The following is a 23,487-nucleotide window of genomic DNA, read 5'->3' on the forward strand; positions in this document are numbered from 1 at the left end:
GCGGCCCCCGAGCTCGCAGCCCCCGTACCCGGCCTCAGATGCCGCGTTGATCATGATTTTGCCGGGGCCGCTTTCGCGGACGCGGGCCGGCTCGTCGTCGGATACGCCGACGTGTCGCACCCAGGGATCCGCCTGCGCCCAGGCCCCGATCCGCCGAGCCGGCTGAGCGTGCCGGTGAACCACGCGTCCACGGTCGCCCCTCGACGGTTGCCGCGACGGGAGGGCATCCTCTACGGTCTGCTCAGCGGTGGCGCGGTGCGGTCCGCAGCCGACGACCGCTGGGTGGCGCGCGAGCGGGCCGGGATGGTGGAGTCCCGGGATCGCCCCGCCGGCGTCGGTCAGCGTCCATGTGACTCCCTGCTCGTGACCCCCGGGTGCCATGTGCCCGGAGCCGGCGGGCCGGGACGCACCGACCCCACCGGGAGCACCCGTGTATCTCACCCCGCACGAGCAGGACCGCCTGCTCGTCCACGTCGCGGCCGACGTCGCCCGCCGGCGACGCGACCGCGGCCTGCGACTCAACTACCCCGAGGCCGTCGCGGTGATCACCGCCTTCCTGCTGGAAGGCGCCCGCGACGGCCGGACCGTGGTCGACCTGATGTCCGCCGGACGCACCGTCCTGCGCCGGGACGACCTCCAGGACGGCGTCCCCGAGCTGCTGAGGGAGGTGCAGGTGGAGGCGACTTTCCCGGACGGCACCAAGCTGGTGACGGTGCACCACCCGATCCCGTGATCCCCGGCGAGATCCTGGCCGCGCCCGAGCCGGTCGAGATCAACGCCGGGCGGCCGGTGACCGTCCTGCTCGTCGTCAACACCGGCGACCGTCCCGTCCAGGTCGGCTCGCACTACCACTTCGCGGAGGCGAACCCGGCGCTGCAGTTCGACCGGGCGGCCGCCTGGGGGCGGCGGCTGGCCGTACCGGCCGGCACGTCGGTGCGCTTCGAGCCCGGGGTCAGCCGCGAGGTCGACCTGGTGCCGCTGGGCGGCGCGCGGATCGTGCCCGGCCTGCGCGGCGAGTGCGCCGGACCCCTCGACGGAACGGGGGCCGGCCGGTGACCGCCGTCGACCGCGCCCGCTACGTCGACCTGTACGGGCCCACGACCGGCGACCGGATCCGGCTCGCCGACACGAACCTGCTCATCGAGGTCGAGGCCGACCACTGCGCCGGCGGGGACGAGGTGGTCTTCGGCGGCGGGAAGGTGATCCGCGAGTCGATGGGCCAGTCCCGGGCCACCCGCGCGGAGGGGGCGCTGGACACCGTCATCACCGGTGCCGTCGTGCTGGACCACTGGGGCGTGGTCAAGGCCGACGTCGGGCTGCGGGACGGGCGCATCGTGGCGCTCGGCCGCGCCGGCAACCCGGACACCATGGACGGGGTCCACCCCGACCTGGTGATCGGGCCGGCGACCGAGGTGATCGCCGGCAACGGCCGGATCCTCACCGCCGGAGCCGTCGACACCCACGTGCACTTCATCTGCCCGCAGCTCGTCGACGAGGCCCTCGCGAGCGGCATCACCACCCTGGTCGGTGGCGGCACCGGCCCGGCCGAGGGCACCCGCGCCACCACGGTCACCCCGAATGCGTGGCACCTGGCCCGCATGCACGAGGCGCTGGACGCGTTCCCGGTCAACGTGCTTCTGCTCGGCAAGGGCAACACCGTCTCGGAGGAGGCGCTCTGGGAGCAGCTGCGCGCCGGGGCGGGCGGCTTCAAGCTGCACGAGGACTGGGGCACCACGCCGGCCGCGATCGACGCCTGCCTGCGGGTGGCGGACGCCTCCGGGGTGCAGGTATCCATCCACACCGACACCCTCAACGAGGCCGGGTTCGTGGCCGACACCCTCAAGGCGATCAACGGCCGGGCGATCCACTCGTACCACACGGAGGGGGCCGGGGGCGGGCACGCGCCCGACATCATCACCGTCGCCGCCGAGCCGAACGTGCTGCCCTCGTCGACCAACCCCACCCGCCCGTACACCCGGAACACCCTCGCCGAGCACCTCGACATGCTGATGGTCTGTCACCACCTCAACCCGGCCGTGCCGGAGGACCTGGCCTTCGCGGAGAGCCGGATCCGGCCGTCCACGATGGCCGCCGAGGACCTGCTGCACGACCTGGGCGCCATCTCGATCATCGGCTCCGACTCGCAGGCGATGGGCCGGATCGGCGAGGTGATCCTGCGGACCTGGCAGAGCGCCCACGTCATGAAGGCCCGGGTCGGCGCGCTGCCCGGGGACGGTGCCGCCGACAACCACCGCGCCCGCCGGTACGTCGCCAAGTACACGATCTGCGCAGCCATGGCGAACGGGCTCGACGGCGAGATCGGCTCGGTCGAGCCGGGCAAGCTCGCCGACCTGGTGCTGTGGGATCCGGCGTTCTTCGGCGTACGTCCGCACCTGGTGCTCAAGGGCGGCTTCATCGCGTACGCCCAGATGGGTGACGCGAACGCCTCCATCCCCACGCCGCAGCCGGCGCTGCCGCGCCCGATGTTCGGCGCGTACGGCGCGGCGGCGGCCGCCACGAGCCTTGCGTTCGTCGCCCCGGCCGCCCTCGACGCCGGGCTGCGCCTCGACGTGCGGCGGCGGGTGTTGCCCGTCGCCGACGTACGCAGCCGGGGCAAGGCCGACCTGCCGAATAACGGCGCGATGCCGCGTATCGAGGTGGACCCGGACACGTTCACCGTCCGCGTCGACGGGGGGGTGGTGGAGCCGGATCCGGTGCCGGAGCTGCCGATGGCGCAGCGGTACTTCCTCTTCTGATGGCCGCGCCGAGCCTGCTCCTGCTCCTCGCCGACGGGCGGTTCCCGGCCGGGGCGCACGCCCACTCCGGTGGCCTGGAGGCGGCCGTCGCCGCCCGGCGGGTCACCGACCTCGGCACGCTCGCGGCGTTCCTGCGCGGCCGGCTCGCCACCGCCGGGCTGGTCGGCGCGGCCTTCGCGGCGGCGGCGCACCGGGCCGCCCCGGCGGGGGACCGGCGTGCCCGGCTCGCCCGGCTCGACGCCGAGCTGGACGCGCGTACCGCCGCGCCGGCCCTGCGGGCGGTCTCCCGCCGGCAAGGGCGGGCGCTGCTGCGGGCGGGCCGGACGATCTGGCCGCACGGCCCGTTCGCCGACCTGCCGGAGGCCGGCGGTGGCCCCCACCAGCCGCTGGTGCTTGGTCTGATCGGCGCCGCTGGCGGGCTGGACCGCACGGAAACCGCGCTGGCCGCCGCGTACGGCACGGTCACCGGGGCGGCCAGCGCCGGTCTGCGGCTGCTCGGCCTCGACCCGTACCACGTCCACGCGCTGCTGGTCGACCTGGCCGGCGCGTGCGACGCCACCGCCAGAGACGCGGCGGACGCCGCCGACGGTCCACCGGAGGACCTGCCGGCCGCCGCCGCACCGCTCGCCGATATCCACGCCGAAGTCCACGCCACCTGGGAGGTGCGTCTCTTTGCGTCCTGAGACCGATCACGACGAGTCCGTACCCCACACCCACCCCGACCCCGGCGTCGACCCGCACCCACCGCTCGCCCCCGCCGGCCGTGCCCTCCGGGTCGGCATCGGCGGCCCGGTCGGCTCCGGCAAGACCGCCCTGGTCGCGGCGCTCTGCCGGGCCTTCGCCGATGAGCTGCGGCTGGGCGTCGTCACCAACGACATCTACACGACCGAGGACGCCGACTTCCTCAAGCGGGCCGGAGTCCTCGACCCGGAGCGGATCCGCGCCGTGGAGACCGGCTGCTGCCCGCACACCGCGATCCGCGACGACATCGGCGCCAACCTCGACGCGGTCGACGAACTGGCCGAGGCGGTCGGCCCGCTGGACCTGGTGCTGGTGGAGAGCGGCGGGGACAACCTGACCGCCACGTTCAGCCGGGGCCTGGTGGACCGGCAGATCTTCGTCGTGGACGTCGCGGGCGGTGACAAGGTGCCGCGCAAGGGCGGGCCCGGGGTGATTGCGGCCGACCTGCTGGTCATCAACAAGACCGACCTGGCGCCGATGGTCGGCGCCGACCTGTCCGTGATGGACCGCGACGCGCGGGCCCGCCGGGGCGACCTGCCGACGGTGTTCCTGTCGATCAGGGAGGACCCCACGGCGGGTCGGGTCGCCGCCTGGATCCGCCACGAGCTGTCCCACCACCGCGCCGTCACCGCCGTGCCCGTCGGGCCCGCCTGATGCGGGCCACCGCCCGGCTGATGGCCCGGGCCGACGGCCGTGGCGGCACCACGCTGGTCGAGCTGCGCGGGGAGACGCCGCTGCTGCTGCGCCAGGTTCCCGCCCGGGACGGTGGGGTCACGGCGTACGTCGTCGGCGGCGCGGCCGGGCCGCTCGCGGGCGACGACCTGCGGCTGGACATCGAGGTTGGGGCCGGGGCGGCGGTACGGGTGCACACCGTCGCCGCCTCGGTGGCCCTGCCGGGCCGGCCCGGCGCGACCTCGCGGATGCTGGTCCGGGCGGTGGTGGAGGCCGGTGCCGCCCTGCACTGGTTGCCGGAGCAGCAGGTGGCCGCCGCCGGCTGCGCCCACGTCGCCGAGTCGCGGATCTCCGTGGCCGACGGCGGGGCGCTGTCCTGGCGCGACGAGCTGGTCTGCGGCCGGCACGGCGAGCAACCCGGCGACGCGGTCGTACACACCGTCGTCGACCACGGCGGCCGGCCGCTGCTGCGGCAATCCCTCGCGGTCGGGCCGGACGCACCCGGCTGGGCCGGCCCGGCGGTGCTCGGCGGCGCGCCGGCCACCGGCTCGCTGCTGGTGCTCGACCCGTCCCGGCCGGCCGAGCCGCCGCTGGTGACGGTCGCTGGCACCGTCGCCCGCCTGCCGCTCGCCGGCGGCGCCGCGACCCTGTGGACCGCGACCGCCCCGGACGCGCACACCCTCCGGTCGTACCTGGACGAGGCCCGATCCGGACCCCGGTCACCCCGTGGATCTACTCCGCCTGGTCGGCCCCGCGCTGCGGTGGTGGCTCCCAGGCCCTGATCTGCCGGTCCGGCAACCGCCGGCGGGACGGCCACAGCTGCACCCGCCAGTCGTCTCCAGGGGTGGTCGATCCGGGCCAACCGCGGTTGACGAAGCCCCGGCCGCAGATGGGGACCCCGTACCGTCCGTCGGGCACCTCGTAGGGCCGGTTCTCCATCGTCGGCGAGCCATACCACAGGACGCCGCCGTCGACCTCCGGCCCGCACTCGAAGATCTCCTGCCAGGCGCCGAAGTCCCGGGGTGGCGGCTCGGCCCACACCTCCACTCGCAGCGGCATCGAGAAGTTGTTCTGGTGCGGTACGCACACGACGACGGTGGACTCGTCGCTGGCGATGCGGGAGCCGATCTGCGCCAGATGGAGGAGATCCATCAGGTCGCTGCCGTCCCACCGGGCGCCGCAGAGGCTGAACCGGCCGTAGTCCAGCGCGACCTCAGTGTCGTACATCACGACCGGTGCCGGTGTCTGCATGCCGGACAGTGTGGCGCAGCCGAGCGCTTCTTGAGGGACGGCGGCTGTTCAGGCAGTGGTGGGAGCCGCGGCGCGGCGGCGGTCGGGGTCGAGGCGGGCGATCAGGTCATTGAGCTGACGGGTCAACTCGGCGTCGTCCGACGTGGACAGTCCAGCCAGGTCGGTGCGGACCGTGGCGTCGAGGCGGGCGTGCTCGCGGCGGCCCCGCTCGGTCAGGTACGCCCGGATGCGCCGCCGGTCGGCCGGGTCGATCCGGCGGAACACAAGGTTGCGGTCGACGAGCTGATCCATCAGCTTGGTGAGGGTGCCCGGGGGCAGTGACGCCTCGGCGGCCACGTCGCTCATCGGGTGCCCGAGGCCGTCGGAGAGCAGGCAGAGCACCCGCCACGCCTCGATGCTGAGGGACTCGGCGGCGACGACCGCGCCGACGCGGCGGGACAGCAGGCGTTCGGCGCGGGTGAGCAGCCGAAGCAGGTCGGCTGGTGCTCCGGGAAGGTCTGACATGGCACTCCCGCCTGGCGGTGGCCCCGCCATCGTACCCAGCCGTCCCGCTGGGTGGGGAGCGCTGGCCAGCGCCGACGGGTACGGCCACCATGTCCTCATGTCCGCACCGGTTCCCGGAGCCGGGCGTCCGTGGGCGGGGGAGCGCCTCACCGCCGGGGCGCCCTGGTTCATCGTCGACCGGAACGTGGTGAGCGTCGCGCTGGTCTACCCGATGCGCGGCCCGGCGGGGATGTTCGGGCCGAGCTGCGAGCTGTGCGCGCGGCTCGCGGTGGAGGAGGTCAACCGCCGGGGCGGGGTGCTGGGCCGGGAGCTGCGGCTGGTGCCGGTCGACGGCGGTGCGCCGCCGGCCGACGTGGCCGCCGAGGTGGAGGCGCTGGTCTCGGTGGGTGCCGTGCAGGGCGTTACCGGGTGGCACATCTCGTCGGTGCGCCAGGCGGTGGCCCCGCGGGTCGCGCACCGGGTGCCGTACGTCTACACCGCGTTGTACGAGGGCGGTGAGCGCACCGAAGGGGTCTTCCTCACCAGCGAGACGCCGGACGCGCAGCTCTGGCCCGCAATGCGGCTGCTCGCCGGTGAGCTGGGGGTGCGCCGCTGGTTCGTGGTGGGCAACGACTACGTGTGGCCCCGACGGACGGCGCGGGCGGCCCGGCGGTACGCGGTGCGCAGCGGCGGCCGGGTTGTCGGGCAGCACTTCCTGCCGTTGGCGACGCACGAGTACGCCGAGGTGCTGTGCCGCATCGAGCGCAGCGACGCCGACGCGGTGCTGATGCTCCTGGTCGGCGCGGACGCGGTCCGTTTCAACCGGGCATTCGCGCGGGCCGGTCTGGACCAGCGGTGCCTACGCCTCAGCACGCTGATGGACGAGAACATGCTGCTGGCCAGCGGGGCGACCGCCACCCGGCGGCTGTACAGCACGGCGGGTTTCTTCGCCGGCCTGGTCACCCCGGAGAACCTGGACTTCCACGGGGCGTTCGCGCGACGGTTCGGGGTGGAGGCGCCGCCGTTGGGCAGTCTGGGCGAGTCCTGCTACGAGGGCGTCATGCTGCTCGCCGCGCTGATCGCGACGGCCGGCACGCTGGACGTGCGCGCGTTGGACGCGTCCGCCGACGTGGTGTCGTACGACGGGCCACGGGGTGAGCTGCGCCTGCGGCGGCGGCACGTCCGCCAGCGCATCTACCTGGCCGAGGCCGAGGGGCTGGACTTCACCGTCCGAGCCGAACTGTGACCTGGGCGGCTTGACATGCCGACGCATCGGCCGCCTAAGATGCTTCCTGCGTGAAGTATCCGGGATGGATCCGGGATACCACGAGACCCGTGACCCGGGGTGTTAATTGCCGCCGAGGGCGGCGATATCCGCTTGCCGGTGCCCGTACGCCGATTCTCTGTCGGTGCGGCGCCGGCATTTTTCGTACCCCTCGAAAAAGCGAGCGGAAACAGTCAATTGAGGAGTGGGAAACATCCGCGCAATGAAGCGGATCCAAGCTTTCCCTTGCCCGATATCCGATCCGCGACGGCCGGCCCGGCGTCCACCCGCCGACCGTTCGCCGCCGACGTCATCTACAACGGACCGCACCGCGACACCGACGTCAACCACGACATTGCCGAACCGATCGCCGACCACCGCTCGGCGCCACCAGACCGTTGCTCCACGCTTCAGCGCAGGGAGAATCGATGTCACTGATCCGGGGCCGCCGCATCCTGGCGGGCGCCTTGACCCTGGTCGCTGCGGCCGCCTTGGCCGCGTGCGGCAGCAGGACCACCGACACCGACACCGCCGCCGGCGTCAGCGCCGATGTCTCCGGCGACACCGTCAAGGTCGGCCTGCTCAACTCCCTCTCCGGCACGATGGCCATCAGCGAGGTCACCGTCCGCGACGCGATCATGCTCGCCGTAGAGGAGATCAACGCCACCGGCGGCGTGCTCGGCAAGAAGATCGAACCGATCGGCGAGGACGGGGCCTCGGACTGGCCCACCTTCGCCGAGAAGGCGGAGAAGTTGATCAGCCAGGACCGGGTCGCCGCCGTCTTCGGCTGCTGGACCTCGGCCAGCCGCAAGGCCGTCAAGCCGGTCTTCGAGAAGAACAAGGCGCTGCTGTTCTACCCGGTGCAGTACGAGGGTCTGGAACAGTCCCCGTACATCTTCTACACCGGCGCGACCACCAACCAGCAGATCGTTCCCGGCCTCGACTACCTGAAGGCCCAGGGCGTGAAGTCGGTCTACCTGGTGGGCAGCGACTACGTGTTCCCGCGGACGGCCAACAAAATCATCAAGGCGTACGCGGCGGCGAACGGAATGACCGTCGTCGGGGAGGACTACGCGCCGCTCGGCTCGACCGAGTTCGGCACGATCGTCAACAAGGTGAAATCGTCCAACGCGAACGCCGTCTTCAACACGCTCAACGGTGACAGCAACGTCGCGTTCTTCAAGGAGTACACCTCGGCCGGGCTCACCGCCGCCACCATGCCCGTGGTGTCGGTATCGATCGCGGAGGAGGAGGTCAAGGGCATCGGCACGCAGTACCTCGCCGACCAGTTGACGGCCTGGAACTACTACCAGACCACGCCGGGCGCGGCGAACGAGAAGTTCGTGGCCGCGTACAAGAAGAAGTACGGCGCGGACAAGCCGACCAGCGACCCGATGGAGGCCGCGTACGTCTCGGTGCACCTGTGGAAGGCGATGGTCGAGAAGGCCGGCAGCTTCGACGTGGAGAAGGTGCGTGCCGCGGCCGACGGCATCACCTTCGAGGCGCCGGAGGGCCTGGTGACCGTCGACGGCACCACGCAGCACATCGCCAAGACCGCCCGCATCGGCAAGGTCGGCGCGGACGGGCTCATCACCGAGGTGTGGAACTCCGGCCAGCCGATCAAGCCGGACCCGTACCTCAAGAGCTACCCCTGGGCGAGCGGCCTGAGCTGACCGACGTGGCCCGGGCGGCGGCCCTGCCGCCCGGGCCACCCCACCCGTACGGAGTTCGCACCGTGACAGTCCTCATCGGTCAACTGTTCACCGGCGTCAGCATCGGGGCGGTCCTGCTGCTCATCGCGCTCGGCCTCGCGCTGACGTTCGGCCAGATGAACGTCATCAACATGGCGCACGGCGAGTTCATCATGGCCGGCGCCTACACCACGTACGTGCTCCAGCAGACCATCACCGGCGCCGGCTGGTCCCTGCTGGTCGCGCTGCCGGTCGCCTTCGTGGTGGCCGGCACGATGGGCGTGCTGCTCGAGATCCTGCTGATCCGCCGCCTCTACGCCCGCCCGCTGGACACCCTGCTGGTCACCTGGGGCGTGTCGCTGATCCTGCAGCAACTGGCCCGCGACATCTTCGGCAGCCCCAACGTGCAGACCCGCGCGCCGGAGCTGCTCACCGGCAACATCGCCCTGCCCGGCGGGCTGACGGTCGCGAACAACCGGCTGTTGATCCTGGCCCTGGCGCTCGCTGCGGTCGTGGCGCTGACCCTCGCCCTGCGGCTCACCCCGCTCGGCCGGCGGATCCGCGCCGTCGTGCAGAACCGCGACCTCGCCGCGGTCTCCGGCATCCCCACCGCCCGCGTCGACCGCACCACCTTCTTCGTCGGCTCCGGCCTGGCCGGCCTCGCCGGCGTCGCGCTCACCCTGCTCGGCCCGATCGGCCCCACCATGGGCACCAACCTGATCATCGACGCCTTCCTGGTCGTCGTGGTCGGCGGGATCGGCCAGCTCAAGGGGAGCGTGATCGTCGCGTTCGCGCTCGGCGTGCTCCAGGCCACCGGCGAGTACCTCACCACCCTGAGCGTCGCCAAGGTGATGGTGTTCGTCGCCATCGTGGCGTTCCTCCAGTGGCGACCCCAAGGCCTGTTCACCCTGCGTACCAGGAGCCTGGCATGACCGCCGTCGCCGGACCGCCCGTCACCGACCTCGCCCCCGACGCGGCGCCACCACCGGCGGTGCGCCGCCCGCGCCCCTGGCTGCGCGCCGCCGCCGGCTTCGCGCTCGGGGCCGCGCTGCTGTTCGCCGTCGCCCCGCTGGTGCTGTCCGACTTCCGGCTGTCGCTGCTGGCCAGGTACCTCTGCCTGGCCATGGTGGCGGTCGGCATCGGCATCGCCTGGGGCCGGGGCGGCCTGCTCACCCTCGGCCAGGGCGTCTTCTTCGGCCTCGGCGGCTACGCGATGGCCATGCACCTCAAGCTCGCCGACGCGGGACCGGGCCAGATGCCCGACTTCATGCAGCTGTACGGGCAACTCGACGAACTGCCGCTGTGGTGGCGGCCGTTCGCGAGCCCGTGGTTCGCCCTGCCCGCCACGGTGCTGCTGCCGATGGCGGTCGCGTTCGGGCTCGGCTCGCTGGTCTTCCGGCGGCGGGTCCGCGGCGCCTACTTCGCCATCCTCAGTCAGGCCCTCGCCGCCGCCATGGTGATCCTGCTGGTCGGCCAGCAGGGCACCACCGGCGGCACCAACGGTCTCACCGACATCCAGGGCTTCTTCGGGTACGACCTCGACGACCCGGTCAACCAGCGGACGATCTACTTCCTCATCGCCGCCGCCCTGCTGGCGCTGCTGGCGCTGGCCCGCCAGCTCGTGCAGAGCCGCTACGGCGAGCTGCTGGTCGCCGTACGCGACGGCGAGGAGCGCGTGCGCTTCCTCGGGTACGACCCGGCGACGGTGAAACTCGTCGCGTACGTGACCGCGGCCGGCATGGCCGGCCTGGCCGGAGCGCTCTTCGTCCCGGCGGTCGGCATCATCTCGCCGGCGCTGATCGGGATCGTTCCGTCGATCGAGTTCGTCATCGGTGTCGCCGTCGGGGGACGGGCCACCCTGCTCGGCCCGGTGCTCGGCGCGGTGGCGGTGGCGTGGGCGCGTACCGCTCTGTCCGAACGGTTCCCGGGCACCTGGACGTACCTGCAAGGGGGGTTGTTCGTGCTGGTCGTGGCGTTCCTACCGGGCGGCCTGGCGTCGCTGGTCGCCCGCCGCGACGGCCCCGGCCCGCTTGCCCGGCTGCGCCGCCGCCGCACGGAGGCGGCGGCGTGAGCGAGCTCGACGGGCTGGTGATCCGCGACCTGCGGGTCAGCTTCGACGGGTTCACCGCCGTGGACGGGGTGAGCCTCACCGTGCCGTCGGGTGACATCCGGTTCCTCATCGGGCCGAACGGCGCCGGCAAGACCACCCTGGTTGACGCGGTCACCGGGCTGGTCCGGGCCACCGGGTCGGTGCGCTTCGGCGCGCACGAGCTGCTCGGCCGGCCGGTGCACCGGATCAGCCGGCTCGGCGTCGGCCGTACCTTCCAGACCGCCGCCGTCTTCGAGGAGCTGTCCGTCCTGCAGAACCTCGACATCGCCGCCGGTGCCCGGCGCGGCTGGGCGACCCTCGCACGGCGGCGGCGGAGCGTGCCCGACCAGGTAGCCGCGGCACTGGACACGATCGGGCTGGCCGGGCACGCCGAGCAACCAGCCGGCACCCTCGCCCACGGGCAGAGGCAGTGGCTGGAGATCGGGATGCTGCTCGTCCAGGACGCGAAGCTACTGCTGCTCGACGAGCCGGTGGCCGGCATGAGCCACGAGGAGCGCGACGCCACCGGCGCCCTGCTGGAGACGGTGAGCCGGGACCGCACCGTGGTGGTGATCGAGCACGACATGGACTTCCTGCGCCGCTTCGCGCGGACGGTCACCGTGCTGCACGCCGGCCGCGTGCTCAGCGAGGGCACCGTGGCGCAGGTGCAGGCCGACCCGCGGGTGCAGGAGGTCTACCTCGGCCACCCGGTCGACACCGGGTCGGCCCCGAGCGGAGGTGAGTGATGCTGGTGCTGCGCGGGGTGTCCGCCGGGTACGGCCGCACCCAGGTGCTGCACGGGGTCGACCTGGCGGTGCCCACCGACGGGGTGGTCGCCGTGCTGGGCCACAACGGGGCCGGCAAGAGCACGCTGCTGCGGGTCGCCGCCGGCCTGCTCCGCCCCACCGCGGGTGTGGTCGAGCTGGACGGCGAGGACGTCACCCGACTCGCCCCGCACCAGCGGGTGGCGCGTGGGTTGGCGTACGTCCCGCAGGGGCAGCAGTGCTTCCCCCATCTGACGGCGGGTGAGAACCTGCGCCTGGTGGCCGACGGGCGCCGCGACGGCGCCGCCGCCACCGCGGACGCGCTGGACCTGTTCCCGGCGCTGCGGCCGCTGCTGCGGCGCCGGGCTGGCCTGCTCTCCGGCGGGCAGCGGCAGCAACTCGCCCTGGCCCGGGCGCTCATCACCCGACCGCGGCTGCTCATGCTCGACGAGCCGACCGAGGGCATCCAGCCGTCGGTGGTGACGGAGATCCAGGACCGGATCGTCGGGCTCACCCGGCAGGCCGGCATCAGCGTACTGCTGGTGGAGCAGCACCTCGGCTTCGCGCTGCGGGTCGCCGACCACTACCACGTCCTCGAGTCGGGGCGGGTGACGTCGACCGGCGCGGGCGGCGTGGGGGCCGAGACGGCGGTCCGGGCCGCCCTCGCCGTGTGAGTGCACGGGTGCCGTGTCTCAAAGATGCCGCCGTTGGACTCGATCACCTTGCGGGATGCCACGTTGTCTACGTCGCACGTCACCAACGCCGACGCGATGCCAGGCTGTACGCCACCGGCAACGCGGCGCGCAGCATCGCGGTGGCATGGCCCCGACGCCGCGCCGATGGCCGCACGTCCTAGCCAACGTGGCCGCCGACCTCCCGCAAGTGAGGGGGCAAGCGATGCCGGATCGCGAGGCGGCCGAGGTAATCGTCGTCCTGGATCCACCACAGCGTGGTCGATGGCACGTAGCCGTCAGGTCGGGGTGAATCCTCCAGGGCCTGGGACCGCAACCAGTCGACGTACGCGGCGAAGCCCTCAAGTACCGCCCAGCGGCGCCCAAACTCGCGCAGCTCAGCCCCGATCATGGTGTCATCTCCCGAGCTACCGCGTCCCTCGGCGCGAAACTCGGCCATGGCGGCAACGAACGGTCGATGCACCCGTACGACGGGCGGGCTCAGCTCGGGCATAGCGACATTGGTACCGAATCGACCATGCCTGCGCATCCTCAATTCGGCACGAGCGGGCGCTGACCCGCGCGGTCTGCGGCATGTGAGGTGTTTGGGCCTTACCGTTCTTGGCTCTCCGGACCACTGGGGATCAAGTAGCCGAGTCACGAGCCTGGGCAGACTGTCAATCTGACTGTCTTCAGTGGGGAGGAAAAGCACGTACGTTGGCGGCAGGGAGCTCCGCGGCTCGCGGAGCGGGTCCCGACACCGTTCATGTCACCGCCGAAGCGCTCCGCCCGGCGCTCGCCGCGAATCGGCAGCCATTGAACGGCGTTGAACAGCGCTCAACGCCAGTACTCAACTGCACCCGCCATGACCTGGGAGTTGTCGTTCTCGCAGGTCAGGGCGCCACCGGGCCGGCCGCCCGGCCTGGTCGGATAGCGCTGGCCAGGACTTCCCATCGATCCCGTGCTCTATAGGTTCGATGACGACGGCCGTAGGATCCGGGGGTGAACGATCTGCATGGAGCGGATTATCCAACTCCGGCATCCGTGACCGACTGGGCGCGGCTGTTCGTCAGCCACTGCCAGTACGACGTGTCCACCGTGCCGGGTGCGTCCGGCGTGGGGATCTACATCCTCGGTGACGACCTGCTGCACGTCGGCGGGCCGAATCAGTTCACCGGTTTCTGCGGCATCCACACCGGCTGGATCGAGGCACGCGTCCGTGTCCTGTCCGATCCTCCGGCAGAGGTCGACGTCGGCTGGGACGCGATCAGTGAGGCGACGCTGTGGTGTCCCAGCGGCCGGCTGTCGGTCGTCGGCCTGATGGGTGGCACCGCGGAGGCCCTGACCGACGTCGCCGTTCCGCGCGGACTGGTTCGGGTGCGGGTGCACGCGCGCGACCGCCTGCACGAGACCGTACGCACCGACGACGATCCGCCCGAGCGGCACGAGCTGCACATCTGGGCGGTGTCCGAGGAGAGGCCATGGCGCACTGTGCTGGCCGATCCGGGGGGCCGCGACTGGGAGCAGAGACCGGCGAAGGCCGCCGAGTGGGCGATGCTGTCGCTGGTACCGCGCCCGTCCGGCCGCCCGGCCATTCTGCCGCCGCTGCCACGTGACCCGTACGAGGACGACACCGGCCTGTCCCGGGTGGCGGTGGCCCGCTACCGGCCCGCGCCGGTCGAGGTCCCGCTGGGAGTGCTGCCCGCCGGCGACCTGGAGGTCCGGCTGAAGCGGGTCGACGCCGAGACTCTCCTGTGGTCGTGGGCCACCGCCGACGAGCCGATCTTTCCTCGTCCGCTGGCCACGCTGCCGGACGACGAGCCGAGTACCGTACGGCTGACGTCCGGCCCCGACGGCTTCGCGCTGCGACACGAGGGAGTGCTGGGCCGGCACGCCTTCGCCCTCGGCCTGATCTGGGACCATCTGCTCGACACCGCCGGGTCGTACCCGTGGATGGAGACCTTGCGTGGGCAGGCCGCCGAGGCGACCGCGCTGGCCGAGAAGACCCGCCGCCTGCAGGCCGAGCGCGACGCCGCGGAGTGGGGAGGTGCTCCGCCGTCGGACCGTGTCCGCGGGCTCCTCAGCCAGGCGCGGTCCCTGGCCCGGATCGACCGCCCGTTGCTCGACCGGATCGACGCGCTGCCCGCCGCCCGCCAGCGCGGGGCGGCCTGCTGGGCGGCCCGCCGCGCGATGCGGGTGGCCGGGCTGGAGCAGATCGGGTGGATCGCCGACGCGCTCGCCGCCGCCGAGGCCGACCGCCCACTACCCCGCTCCTTCACCGAGCAGAGCGGCACCGCCGCGTTCAACCGGCTCTTGTCCGATCCCGAGGTGCCGCACACCACCATCCCGCTGCGCCTGGACCCTAGAGCGATCGGCGGATGCGGCGTCACCGAAATGCTCCAGCAGGCCGCCGCGTTCCCCGCCCTGATCGCCCTGGCGAACGACGAACCTCTGGTCGCCGCGATCGACGCCGTCTACAACGCGGCAGTCGCCCACGGCGACGACCGCGACCGCTTCCTCACCGACGCCCACACCGCCCTGCACTGAACTCCAATTCGATCCCACCGGCAACGCTCTGACCAGGCTCTTCGGTTCGAAGACTCCTTCGGCGGATCCGAAGAGGTGAGTCTCAAAGTCTTGCCGACGGTCATCGGCGGTGGGGCAAGGGTCCGTGTCGCTCCTCCGACACGACCCATAACCCCACGGTGCGCGCTGAGATCAGCTTCAGCGCGCACCGTTTGCGTTTCTGGCTGTACGTGAGTCGGAGGCCGAGTTGCTTGGACCAGGTTGGTGATCTCTGTTCGGCTCATCCGCTGTGAGCTCTTGTTCGGTATGGCGTGGAGATCGGCTTCGGCACGTGTCGCTCCGCCTGGGTTTGGGTGATCCAGCCGGTAATCACCGTCGGGGCGGCTCCGGCGTCGAGGGCTGCTCGGTAGCGGTCGAGCTTGGCGTCGCAGTCGGCGATGGTTGCCCGGGCTGCGGTGCCGGGGGCGGGTAGATCATCAGTGGTCTGGGCGTTAGCCATAGCGCTGATTGAGCAGGGCGGGCGTTACATCATTGCGGTTGTCATGTCTCTTGGCAGCCTCGACATGGGCGAGCGCTGCTTGATGGCGGGGCTTGCTGCCGCTCGTTCGAGTGAACTACGTAGCAATGCTGTGGAGAGCACTTTCTTTCACACCGAAGAGGTCACTGGTTCGATCCCAGTATCGCCCACCGTGGATATTTCCAGGTCAAAAGCCCGTTACCGGAAGTTCCGGTAACGGGTTTCTTGCCGTCTGCCCCTTAAATTGGGAGCAGATTGGGAGCAGTCCGCTCGCCGCGACGTTGGCGACCACCAGCGGCACGACGTCTTCCTTGCGCTGGTTGCTGTGGGAGCCGGATTCAGTCACCGGCGGCGAGCGAGCTGCGCGCTGGCCAACGGCAGGCAACGAGTGCATGAATGAGCTGACCAGGCTCAGCGCCGCGACCGGATGCGGGCGTAGACGAGGGCCGGCAGCGCCGCCACGCAGGCTACCGTCATCCAGTAGCCCACACATCACGCATCCATGCCGGTGCGAGGTCAGGGTTCGTGGCGAAGAACGTAATGGCGACAGCAGCGACCAAGCACATCACGACCGGTGTCAGCAGAATCGCCATGCCGAGCGGACCTGGCGTGTCCGCACCGGACTGCGCCGGGCGCATGTCTGTAATCAAGGACTGAAGCGGAGCCGGCCCTCCTGGGCGCTTGGCGCCGGTAGAGGCCAGGACTTCATTGCGGCCGGGGAGCTACGCCGACAGCTTCACGACCACGGCTGGTCGAGGGAGTACGAGCGGTCGACGATCTCCTGCGAGTCTTCCACTTCGTCGACTGGGGCGGGCACCGCGTCATGGTGGAGGCGGTAGACCCGACTACAGCGAGGATCGACATCCATGTCCATGCGGGGTGGCCGCGGGGCAAGCGTGACCCGGCGGCGATCTTGTCTGGACCGCCCTGGCGGGCTGCGGTCAATGGCGCGACCGCAGCCCGTCAGGGCAGGCGCGGTCAGGTCCGACAGCCGACGACCTTGACGTCGTCTTCGCCGACGAGCCGGATGCCGTCGGTCAACTGTCCGGTCATCAGGAGCACAGTGGTGCCGCAGGTGATGCCGGTAGCCGCGGTGTCGGCCCGGCAGATCAGGTCGAGACGACCGTCGTTGTTGACGTCCTCACCGTCGGCGGCGCAGGAGATGACACTGTTCTCCGTGCCCGTACGTCCGAACCGCAGGCTGGCGCGGTCGACGTCGGTCAGGGCGTTGACGTCGGCCGTAGACAGCACGGCGAAGGGCAGGACGCCCTCCTTCCCCATGTTGACGGCGCTGGGCAGGCTCCGCGGCTTGACGTCAACGGGGTTCCACACGGTGCGAGTCGTGTTGTTGGCCGCCGCCCGGTCCTCGGCGTGAGGTTCGTCAGTCACCACCCTCGCGGCGACGGTGGCGCTGTGCCGGGCGTTGCTGGTACACGTGATCCGCCAGGTTGTGGTGACGACGGCCGTACCGTCCCGGTCGAGGGTGACCTGGTGGGTGTCGGGGCCGTCGGCGCTGGCGCTGCAGTCGTCGGCGACGTCGATGGTGAGCGCGGTGCGCGTGGCCACTGCGGTGGCCGGGCCGGCATTGCGGATCAGTGCCTTGGCGGTGCATGCGGACGCGGTGGTGGTGCTCTCGCGTTCGGTGCAGCGCACGGTGAGGTCGTCCACCGACAGGTCGGCCGGTTCGAAGATCTCCACGATGCTCTCCGCGTCGCCGCTGGCGTTGCCGGCGATGGGATCTTCGACGTGCAGGTGGTCCAGCACGGCGGCGGCGACCGCGGTGGTGGGGTGGTAGCTGCGCTGGGCGCAGGTGACCTGCCAGGTGGAGGAGACGACCTGGGGTTGCCCGGTGGGCAGGCTCTGGGTCTGGCGGGCGTCGTCGCTGGTGACGTCGCAGTCGGCGGGTGGGTGCAGCCCGAACGTGACGTTGGTGGTGACCGGGCCGTAGGGGCCGGCGTTGGTGAGGACGGCGGACACGGTGCACTGGAAGCGCTCGCCGACGTCGGCCCGCGGCGGGCACACCACGGCCGTCCCGCTCAGCTGCACGTCGGCGCGGTGGAACACCGGAAATACGTGTTCGAAGGCGACGGTGTTGTTGATGAGGTCTGGGTCGGTGACACCGCCGGTGGCGACGTTCAGCTGGTCGGTGAACGTCATCGGGTGGAACGACGGTTGGCTGCAGCGCACCCGGACCCGGAAGTCGACGACGGCGGACTGCCCGCGTGCCAGCTGCCGGCTCACGTGCGTCTGCGCCGGTTCCGCGGTGCAGTCGTGCGGCACGGTGACGGTCAGTGTGTCGGTGGCGGTGACGTCGGCGGGGCCGTCGTTACGCAGCACGGCGCGCACCGCCAGGTCGGTGTCCTCATCGGCTTCGAGCCGTTGCGGCGGTGCAACCAGGCCGAACTCGGCCTTGACGAGGTCCGCGCGCGTTTCGGCGTTGCCGAAGACCACGTTTGCGACTTGGCCGTCACCGATGCCCTCGGGTACCTCGACCACCCGGGAGGCGGGGGTCGTGGGCGCCCAGCCGTCCTGACCGATCTCCTCCACGAGGTAGGTTCCCGGGCCGGCGCCGTTGAAGTCGAAGCGGGCCTGCCCGCTCCCGCCGGTGGCGATGGTGCCGACGTGCGCGTTGGCCTGACCAACCCGGCTGCCTATCCGGCTGATCCGAAACTGCCACCCGGCCAGCGGCCCCTCGCCGGCGTCGCGGGCGCCGTTTCGGTTGCGGTCGTCGTACTTCTCCACGCTCAACCAGGGCACCGGCGCTGACTGCCCGCCGGGCGGGTGCCAGAAGTTGCCGCAGGCGCGGGCGATCACCGATCCGCCGTACTCGAGCACGTGGAACTGCACGGGCCCGGCGGTGAAGTTGCCCAGGATCGGGTGATGCGGCAGGGCCGCCCCGGTCGGACAGGCGCCGCCGTAGTGCAGGCCCGCGGGGCAGGCGACCCACTCCTGGGACGAGCCCGCCGCGACCGTCACGACCCGCTCCGGGGCGTACCACAGCCACTGCCGGGAGAAGCCGTGGCGCGCGTACAGGTCGGCGTTGTCGAGCAACTGCTGACGGCTGACGAGGTTGCCCCGACCCGGGTCGACCAGCCAGGTGCTGCGGCACCACTCTCCGATGGTGTCGAGCATGTCCTGCTCGGTGGACCACGGGCCGCACACCGTCTCCTCGGCCGCGGCGGGCGCGGACGCCACCACCGCTCCGGTGAAGGCACCGACCACGACCAACAGCACGGCTCGGATCAGTAGGCCAAAAGCTGAACCGTGCCGTCCCCGGTGCAGGCGGCCGGGCGAATGGTGGTGCGAGGCGGTGATGGGTTCGAAATAACGCATAGGTGGCTCTGCCTCTCGTGCAGGTCCGGGCCGCCGCAACCGAAGGCGCGACGCTAGACCTTCACAACTACCAGCACCGATGTGACCGCATACAGTAGCTGCCTGTCTGTCAATGGAGACCCTTCGACGCCCGAATGGAACGCTTGGCCGACGGCTGATCGGCGAAAGCGGTCCCGCAATCCGGTGTCCGAGAAACCGCCATCGGTTCACCGGCCATTGCCGGCACCACCTGCGTCGGGAACCAGACACCCAGGCCCTGCAACCCGCCTGAACCACAATCACCGGTGGCCGGGCTGGCCCTCCACTTCGGATCCGCGCGCGGGTAGGCTGCGTGCGTGTCCCAAGGCGAAGGCTTCGAACAGGTCCCCGCCCACCTGTGGCAGTACGCGCAGGACCAGGCTTTCCTAGCCGACGCGGCCGGCGAGACGAAACGCTTCCTCACCGAGTTGGCGCGGGACGCCAGCATCGACGTCCACCTAGTGGAGGCACGCCCCAAAACCCTGGCCTCGTACACGGAGAAATCACAGAAGACGAAGGACGACGGAACACCGAAGTACACCGACCCCGCTGCGCAGATCCATGACTGCGTGGCGGCCCGGGTAATCGTCTACACCACCCGAGCGCGCAACGACCTGGCAGACCTCATCGTGAGCCGCTGCGAGTACCGGGAGCGGCAGAATCCCGGCGACAAAAGGCACAACGGGTACGACAGCGAGCACATCGTCATCTCGGGCATCAAGGATTCTGGCGTGCAGCGACGCTACGTGGCCCTCGCGAAGTACCTCGGTAAGTACCAGGGCCTGGAGATCCAGGTGCGCAGTGTGGCGGGTCACGCGTGGGCGGAGTACGAGCACGACATCCGCTACAAGTCTGGCGCGTACCAGGAGCTGACGCCCGGCGACAAGGGGCGGGTGGATCAGTACTTCGTTGAGGCTGGCGGGATGCGCCGGTACATGGACAAAATCTTCGACGAGATCGAGGAGTTGCTCCGGCCGCAGGACGCCGGCGAGGTCGCACCGGCTGGCGAGCCCGTGATCGGGGTGGACGAGCCGTCGCCGGAGGCCCTCAACCCGACTCCACTGGACCTAGCAACACTGGGCGAGCTGATCGCCGACCGCTTCCCAAGGGATGAGCCGGGCGACCCGCCGTCGCTCGCCGTCCTCGTCGACCAGTTGGCCGCGCTGGACGTGACCACCATCGGCCAACTGGAAGCGGCGCTCTCCAACCTCGAAGAGGGCCAGGTCGCCCGGCTGATGGACTATCCGACCGAGACGACCCGGATCCGGAAGTTGGACGACGAGTTGCTCGCCGTCTTCCGCGACCGCTACGTCGGGGCCGCAAAGGACGCCGACCGGCAGCAACTGCTGCGCCTGCGGCTCCGCCGTGTACGCGGCCGGTTCACGATCTACTCCTTGGAGGGGCCGAAGGGCACCCGGCGACCCGTCGCCGCCGCGCGAGCAGTACGCGATCTAGTGAAGTTCGTCGCCGAGCGCGAGGGCATCGCGGCGACGATCATCAACGGTGCCGTCGGCGCGAATCAAAACGACGTGACCCCAGGATATTTTCCAAGGGAGGTACAGACCTCCGCCGGCCCGGTGTACGTCGCGACGAATCTGTCTCGCTCCCACGCCGAGAGCCTGATGGACAAGTTGGTCGCACGAGTTCCCGGCTCGGGCCTGCGGGTCAAGCGGGCCGGTGACCTCCTCTTCGAGGCGCCTCCCGGAATCTCGGCAGCGGATTCCGCTTGAAGCTGGGCGTTGCCTGCCGAAGTACGCGGTGGCCGCCGCCGCGACCGGAGCAGAGGCGTCGCTGGACGCATCGCGGCATCTACTGCGGGAGCACGGCCTGCCCGCGGGCCGCGAAGCCACAGCCACCACTTGGACCGCACTTCGCTTTCGCGTGATCAGCAGCGCGCTCATGACCGCTTACCGCCCGCTGGCGAAAAGTGTGGTCTACTCGCCGCTAGCATTCACGTCGTCGGTTGGTGCCCGCCGTGGTTTGTTGCGCCGGGGTGTCGTTCGGTTGGCCAAGTGTTGCACCACAGGCATGACCAGCACAGGTTTGCGGTGGTGTTAGAGCCGCCGTTGAAGCGGGCGAGCCGGTGGCCGAGGGAGCCGATGCGTCGACCCACGTGCGCCCAGGGTGCCGGCCGCCCGTCGGCGCCCGACGGCCGATGTTCGAGGGCGAGGGAGCCGCAGTGCTCGCAGCGCCCTTCAGCGGCCTGAAGGACGTTCCAGACGTCCGCGGCGGTGATCTTGCAGTCCGGTGGCCCGGACATGAGCCTCGTCCGATTCGCTGCGCGAGCCTTCAGCCGGCCCACGCCTCGCGTTCTTCAGCTGCGGTGTCCGCAAGGTACTGGGCCCAAGACACGTAGACCAAGGCGGGTAGCGCTAACCCAGCATCCTGTTCGGGTGTGAGCGATGCGGGATACGCGCTCGCGAGCAGGTTTCGCGCCTGCTCGGGCGGCAGTTGCGTCGCGAAGCGCACCAGTTCATCAAGGGTCGAGGCCTCGCGTATGGGCTCCATGATGCCGATTATGTGAGCACCGGGGTTCACCTGCTCAATCTCTCGCCGGCCAACCCGGTCGCCGCTTCGAACGCCGTCGTCCAGGGGAAGGCATTCTGACGACTGTTGCCGCTGCCGGGTGGGTGTGGCTCCCATCCGTCGTTGGCCCCGAGGAGAATCCGGACGTGCTCATCGCGAAGGTTCGCCACGGCACGTTGGAAGGGTGTGCGGGTGGCCAGGGCGGCGTTGACGAACGGGACGACCACGGTGGGCACCCGCCGGCCGATTAGCTCGGCGACTGCGGTCATCGCATAGTTGTCAGCGATGCCAAGGGCGATCTTGTTGACGGAGTTGTAGGTGGCGGGGGCGATGATGAGCGCGTCCGCGGCGGGGAGAGATCGGCGGGTGCCGGGGGAGGACCGGTATGTGGACCGGACCGGGTGCCCGGTCAGCCGTTCTATCGTTTCGGCGTCGACGAAGTCGAGGGCGCTGGGGGTGGCGGTGACCGCCGTTGTCCACGACTGGCGCGTCGCGGTGGTGACCAGTTGTGTCACGTCTGCGGCGGGGCCGGCAGCGCAGACGACGATTTGCAGGTGTCCGCTGGTCATACGCGGATCCCGGCGTGCTGGGCGAAGTCGAGGGCAGCACTGCGAACGCGCCCCCGGGTGAGGACTACCAGGTCGCTTGCGATGCGCTGCACCGCTGGTCGGCACCGGATCTCCTCTGGTGCCACCTCGTACGCGTTGCGTAGCGCGTTCAGGCCGTGCTCGTAGCGTCCCCATTGCGTGTAGGCGCGGGCCACGTCGACGAACAGGGAGGCTCTGCGTTCGGCGAGGTCGATCTTGTCCAGCGGCACCTGGCGGGCGAGGGTGATGGCGGTGCCGGCGTCGCCCAGGGTCAGCGCGATGTTGACGCGGTGCAGCAGGACGTTGGTGGCACCGAAGCCGGTCCACCGGTCGTTGCCGTCGTAGCCGAGTCGATCGGCGGCATGGGAAGCCTCATCGAGCATGGCCTGCGCGTTGTCTCTGTTGTCGTCGCGGGCGGCGGCGATAGCACCGCGAAGCAGCAGTGCGCCGTACACGGCGACCGCGTCGGTCGACGCGAGTCCGCTGCCGCGTCGGAGGTGCTCGGCCGCGTCTTCGGCAAGCTGTCGCCCCTGGGTACCGTGGCCGTTGCTCATGAGGGCGTGGGTCATGATCCGGGCACTTGCAGCCATCGCCACCGGGTCCTGACTGCTCTCAGCGGCACGGGCGCTGCGTTCGGCGGCGACCAAGGCCATGCCTTTGTCGCCGACCTTGAGCAGCACGCTGCCGACGACGTGGTAGAGGTCGCTGGCCAGGGCGTCGACCTGCGTCCGCTGCTCACCCTCGGCCTCCGCACGAGTGGGTTCCACGGCGGGTAGCAGGGCGACAAGTCTGGCGAGAACCTGCTCGTAACGGCACGCCTGATAGTCGGTTTTCGCGGCGGCTACCTCCCGATCGAACTGCCGGATCGGTAAGGCAATGGGCTCGGGGTTGCAAGGTCGTGGTGCGACCAGTGCGTCGAGCAGAGCCGCGACGTTCGGCAGGGCGATGCCGCTGATCGTCACGCCGGTCAGGAGATCTCTGCGCCGCACGTCGCCATCCGAGTCGAAGTCGTGAATGCCGCCTTCGCCAGTATGGGTCTGCGTGTCCCTGACGGGCAGCGTCGCAGGACCCGCAAGTGCACCACTGGTACCTTCCCTCACCAGTGCTTCGAAGCGCTCGCGGACGTCCGAGGTGGCCCGCGCCAGGACCGTGTCGAGAGCGGCCTGCATGTCTGCCCTCAGATGGACCTTGTTGCCTTGGCTGCTCCACTTGGCCACCGTTCGCCGTGCGGCGCCCAGGTGCTCGGCGAAGCCGGTAACGCTCATCCGCGACGCCTGACGCAGCGCGTTTGCCTCCCGGCCGGTCCAGGTCGTCACCGCGGCCATCGCACGTCCTCTCGATGCGGACAGTCGTCCGGACGATCGTATCGGCACTTGGCGTGCTGGCAGGTGCACCGTGAGTGCACCGCCAGGACATCCCCAATGCTGCACTCACCGAGCGAACCTGACTGGGCTGGTGCGCCACTCTCGGCGAGTACGCGGCCGGCGCGCAATCGCAGCCTCACGCCAGGGAGTTCGGGATGAATAACGGAAGGGCTGGGAGTCAAGAGCTGGCCTTGGCGCTTCGACCGGTGCCGTCCCAGCCCGCTCCCTTACGCG

20 protein-coding genes and 1 pseudogene are annotated in these 23,487 nt (G+C 70.9%); 14 read left to right on the forward strand and 7 right to left on the reverse strand.

The features are described 5' to 3' along the window. The first annotated feature begins 430 nt into the window (after positions 1-430). Genes V6U89_RS16885 through V6U89_RS16910 form a run of 6 tightly spaced genes read left to right on the forward strand, consistent with a single transcriptional unit; the run spans position 431 to position 4,951 of the window. Complete coding sequence (locus V6U89_RS16885) at positions 431-733, forward strand: urease subunit gamma (RefSeq protein ID WP_334572148.1); 303 nt, start codon at positions 431-433, stop codon at positions 731-733. Next, positions 730-1,056, forward strand: coding sequence for an urease subunit beta (locus V6U89_RS16890; protein ID WP_334572150.1), 327 nt, complete (start codon positions 730-732; stop codon positions 1,054-1,056). The genes V6U89_RS16885 and V6U89_RS16890 overlap by 4 nt, the downstream gene beginning before the upstream one ends. Continuing rightward, positions 1,053-2,756, forward strand: coding sequence for an urease subunit alpha (locus V6U89_RS16895; RefSeq protein WP_334572152.1), 1,704 nt, complete (start codon positions 1,053-1,055; stop codon positions 2,754-2,756). The genes V6U89_RS16890 and V6U89_RS16895 overlap by 4 nt, the downstream gene beginning before the upstream one ends. After that, positions 2,756-3,439 carry an urease accessory protein UreF gene (locus V6U89_RS16900; protein WP_334572153.1) on the forward strand — a complete coding sequence of 228 codons (684 nt, stop codon included), beginning with the start codon at positions 2,756-2,758 and terminating at the stop codon, positions 3,437-3,439. The genes V6U89_RS16895 and V6U89_RS16900 overlap by 1 nt, the downstream gene beginning before the upstream one ends. After that, positions 3,429-4,151, forward strand: a complete 723-nt coding sequence (gene ureG, locus V6U89_RS16905; RefSeq protein WP_334572155.1) for an urease accessory protein UreG — start codon at positions 3,429-3,431, stop codon at positions 4,149-4,151. The genes V6U89_RS16900 and ureG overlap by 11 nt, the downstream gene beginning before the upstream one ends. Beyond that, on the forward strand, positions 4,151-4,951 hold the full coding sequence (locus tag V6U89_RS16910) for an urease accessory protein UreD (RefSeq protein ID WP_334572156.1): 801 nt from the start codon (positions 4,151-4,153) through the stop codon (positions 4,949-4,951). The genes ureG and V6U89_RS16910 overlap by 1 nt, the downstream gene beginning before the upstream one ends. Here the strand turns inward: V6U89_RS16910 and V6U89_RS16915 are convergent. Both V6U89_RS16915 and V6U89_RS16920 read right to left on the reverse strand, forming a co-directional pair. Continuing rightward, on the reverse strand, positions 4,902-5,420 hold the full coding sequence (locus V6U89_RS16915) for a hypothetical protein (RefSeq protein WP_334572157.1): 519 nt from the start codon (positions 5,418-5,420) through the stop codon (positions 4,902-4,904). The genes V6U89_RS16910 and V6U89_RS16915 overlap by 50 nt on opposite strands. Positions 5,421-5,468: 48 nt before the next feature. Next, entirely contained in the window at positions 5,469-5,924 is a 456-nt protein-coding gene (locus V6U89_RS16920) for a MarR family winged helix-turn-helix transcriptional regulator (RefSeq protein WP_334572158.1), read from the reverse strand. Between the two features lie 97 nt (positions 5,925-6,021). On the opposite strand from V6U89_RS16920, the gene V6U89_RS16925 reads away from it, so the two are divergent. From V6U89_RS16925 to V6U89_RS16950, 6 genes are all read left to right on the forward strand, one after another. After that, positions 6,022-7,149 carry a substrate-binding domain-containing protein gene (locus tag V6U89_RS16925; RefSeq protein ID WP_334572159.1) on the forward strand — a complete coding sequence of 376 codons (1,128 nt, stop codon included), beginning with the start codon at positions 6,022-6,024 and terminating at the stop codon, positions 7,147-7,149. A 446-nt stretch (positions 7,150-7,595) separates the two neighbouring features. Continuing rightward, the gene (gene urtA, locus V6U89_RS16930; RefSeq protein ID WP_334572160.1) at positions 7,596-8,840 is read left to right on the forward strand and encodes an urea ABC transporter substrate-binding protein; all 1,245 of its coding nucleotides are present in this window, start codon (positions 7,596-7,598) and stop codon (positions 8,838-8,840) included. 62 nt (positions 8,841-8,902) lie between these two features. Then, a complete protein-coding gene (gene urtB, locus V6U89_RS16935) occupies positions 8,903-9,790 on the forward strand; it encodes an urea ABC transporter permease subunit UrtB (RefSeq protein ID WP_334572161.1) in 888 nt (295 codons plus the stop codon). After that, on the forward strand, positions 9,787-10,929 hold the full coding sequence (gene urtC, locus V6U89_RS16940; protein WP_334572162.1) for an urea ABC transporter permease subunit UrtC: 1,143 nt from the start codon (positions 9,787-9,789) through the stop codon (positions 10,927-10,929). Before urtB ends, urtC begins: the two co-directional genes overlap by 4 nt. Beyond that, a complete protein-coding gene (gene urtD, locus V6U89_RS16945) occupies positions 10,926-11,693 on the forward strand; it encodes an urea ABC transporter ATP-binding protein UrtD (RefSeq protein ID WP_334572163.1) in 768 nt (255 codons plus the stop codon). The genes urtC and urtD overlap by 4 nt, the downstream gene beginning before the upstream one ends. Then, positions 11,693-12,385 (forward strand): ATP-binding cassette domain-containing protein, encoded by a 693-nt coding sequence (locus tag V6U89_RS16950; protein ID WP_334572164.1) that lies wholly within the window; start codon positions 11,693-11,695, stop codon positions 12,383-12,385. Before urtD ends, V6U89_RS16950 begins: the two co-directional genes overlap by 1 nt. Here V6U89_RS16950 and V6U89_RS16955 read toward each other — a convergent pair. Next, a pseudogene (locus tag V6U89_RS16955) lies at positions 12,295-12,896 on the reverse strand (GNAT family N-acetyltransferase). The gene V6U89_RS16950 and the pseudogene V6U89_RS16955 overlap by 91 nt on opposite strands. Before the next feature lie 530 nt (positions 12,897-13,426). Here V6U89_RS16955 and V6U89_RS16960 point away from each other — a divergent pair. Further along, positions 13,427-14,929: a hypothetical protein gene (locus V6U89_RS16960; protein ID WP_334572165.1), complete on the forward strand. Its 1,503-nt coding sequence runs from the start codon at positions 13,427-13,429 to the stop codon at positions 14,927-14,929. A 1,474-nt stretch (positions 14,930-16,403) separates the two neighbouring features. Here the strand turns inward: V6U89_RS16960 and V6U89_RS16965 are convergent. Further along, positions 16,404-18,659 (reverse strand): hypothetical protein, encoded by a 2,256-nt coding sequence (locus tag V6U89_RS16965; RefSeq protein WP_334572167.1) that lies wholly within the window; start codon positions 18,657-18,659, stop codon positions 16,404-16,406. 434 nt (positions 18,660-19,093) lie between these two features. Here V6U89_RS16965 and V6U89_RS16970 point away from each other — a divergent pair, with 434 nt between their 5' ends. Beyond that, entirely contained in the window at positions 19,094-20,506 is a 1,413-nt protein-coding gene (locus V6U89_RS16970; RefSeq protein ID WP_334572169.1) for a hypothetical protein, read from the forward strand. Positions 20,507-21,065: 559 nt separating this feature from the next. On the opposite strand, the gene V6U89_RS16975 is transcribed toward V6U89_RS16970, so the two are convergent. The 3 genes from V6U89_RS16975 to V6U89_RS16985 are packed head-to-tail and all read right to left on the reverse strand — an operon-like array spanning position 21,066 to position 23,214. Then, positions 21,066-21,284 carry a hypothetical protein gene (locus V6U89_RS16975; RefSeq protein WP_334572170.1) on the reverse strand — a complete coding sequence of 73 codons (219 nt, stop codon included), beginning with the start codon at positions 21,282-21,284 and terminating at the stop codon, positions 21,066-21,068. A 26-nt stretch (positions 21,285-21,310) separates the two neighbouring features. After that, entirely contained in the window at positions 21,311-21,871 is a 561-nt protein-coding gene (locus tag V6U89_RS16980) for a flavoprotein (RefSeq protein ID WP_334572171.1), read from the reverse strand. Then, positions 21,868-23,214, reverse strand: a complete 1,347-nt coding sequence (locus tag V6U89_RS16985; RefSeq protein ID WP_334572172.1) for a hypothetical protein — start codon at positions 23,212-23,214, stop codon at positions 21,868-21,870. Before V6U89_RS16985 ends, V6U89_RS16980 begins: the two co-directional genes overlap by 4 nt. Positions 23,215-23,487 lie beyond the last annotated feature (273 nt).

It is taken from the genome of Micromonospora sp. CPCC 206171, assembly GCF_036906755.1.
Classification (GTDB): domain Bacteria; phylum Actinomycetota; class Actinomycetes; order Mycobacteriales; family Micromonosporaceae; genus Micromonospora; species Micromonospora purpureochromogenes.

Excerpts from the sequence above, each read along its gene's own strand:
- V6U89_RS16980 (WP_334572171.1), bottom strand. The coding sequence starts at position 21,871 with ATGACCAGCGGACACCTGCAAATCGTCGTCTGCGCTGCCGGCCCCGCC.
- V6U89_RS16975 (WP_334572170.1), bottom strand. The coding sequence starts at position 21,284 with ATGGAGCCCATACGCGAGGCCTCGACCCTTGATGAACTGGTGCGCTTC.
- V6U89_RS16910 (WP_334572156.1), top strand. The coding sequence starts at position 4,151 with ATGCGGGCCACCGCCCGGCTGATGGCCCGGGCCGACGGCCGTGGCGGC.
- urtA (WP_334572160.1), top strand. The coding sequence starts at position 7,596 with ATGTCACTGATCCGGGGCCGCCGCATCCTGGCGGGCGCCTTGACCCTG.
- V6U89_RS16920 (WP_334572158.1), bottom strand. The coding sequence starts at position 5,924 with ATGTCAGACCTTCCCGGAGCACCAGCCGACCTGCTTCGGCTGCTCACC.
- urtC (WP_334572162.1), top strand. The coding sequence starts at position 9,787 with ATGACCGCCGTCGCCGGACCGCCCGTCACCGACCTCGCCCCCGACGCG.
- V6U89_RS16950 (WP_334572164.1), top strand. The coding sequence starts at position 11,693 with ATGCTGGTGCTGCGCGGGGTGTCCGCCGGGTACGGCCGCACCCAGGTG.
- V6U89_RS16925 (WP_334572159.1), top strand. The coding sequence starts at position 6,022 with ATGTCCGCACCGGTTCCCGGAGCCGGGCGTCCGTGGGCGGGGGAGCGC.
- V6U89_RS16915 (WP_334572157.1), bottom strand. The coding sequence starts at position 5,420 with ATGCAGACACCGGCACCGGTCGTGATGTACGACACTGAGGTCGCGCTG.
- V6U89_RS16900 (WP_334572153.1), top strand. The coding sequence starts at position 2,756 with ATGGCCGCGCCGAGCCTGCTCCTGCTCCTCGCCGACGGGCGGTTCCCG.
- V6U89_RS16985 (WP_334572172.1), bottom strand. The coding sequence starts at position 23,214 with ATGGCCGCGGTGACGACCTGGACCGGCCGGGAGGCAAACGCGCTGCGT.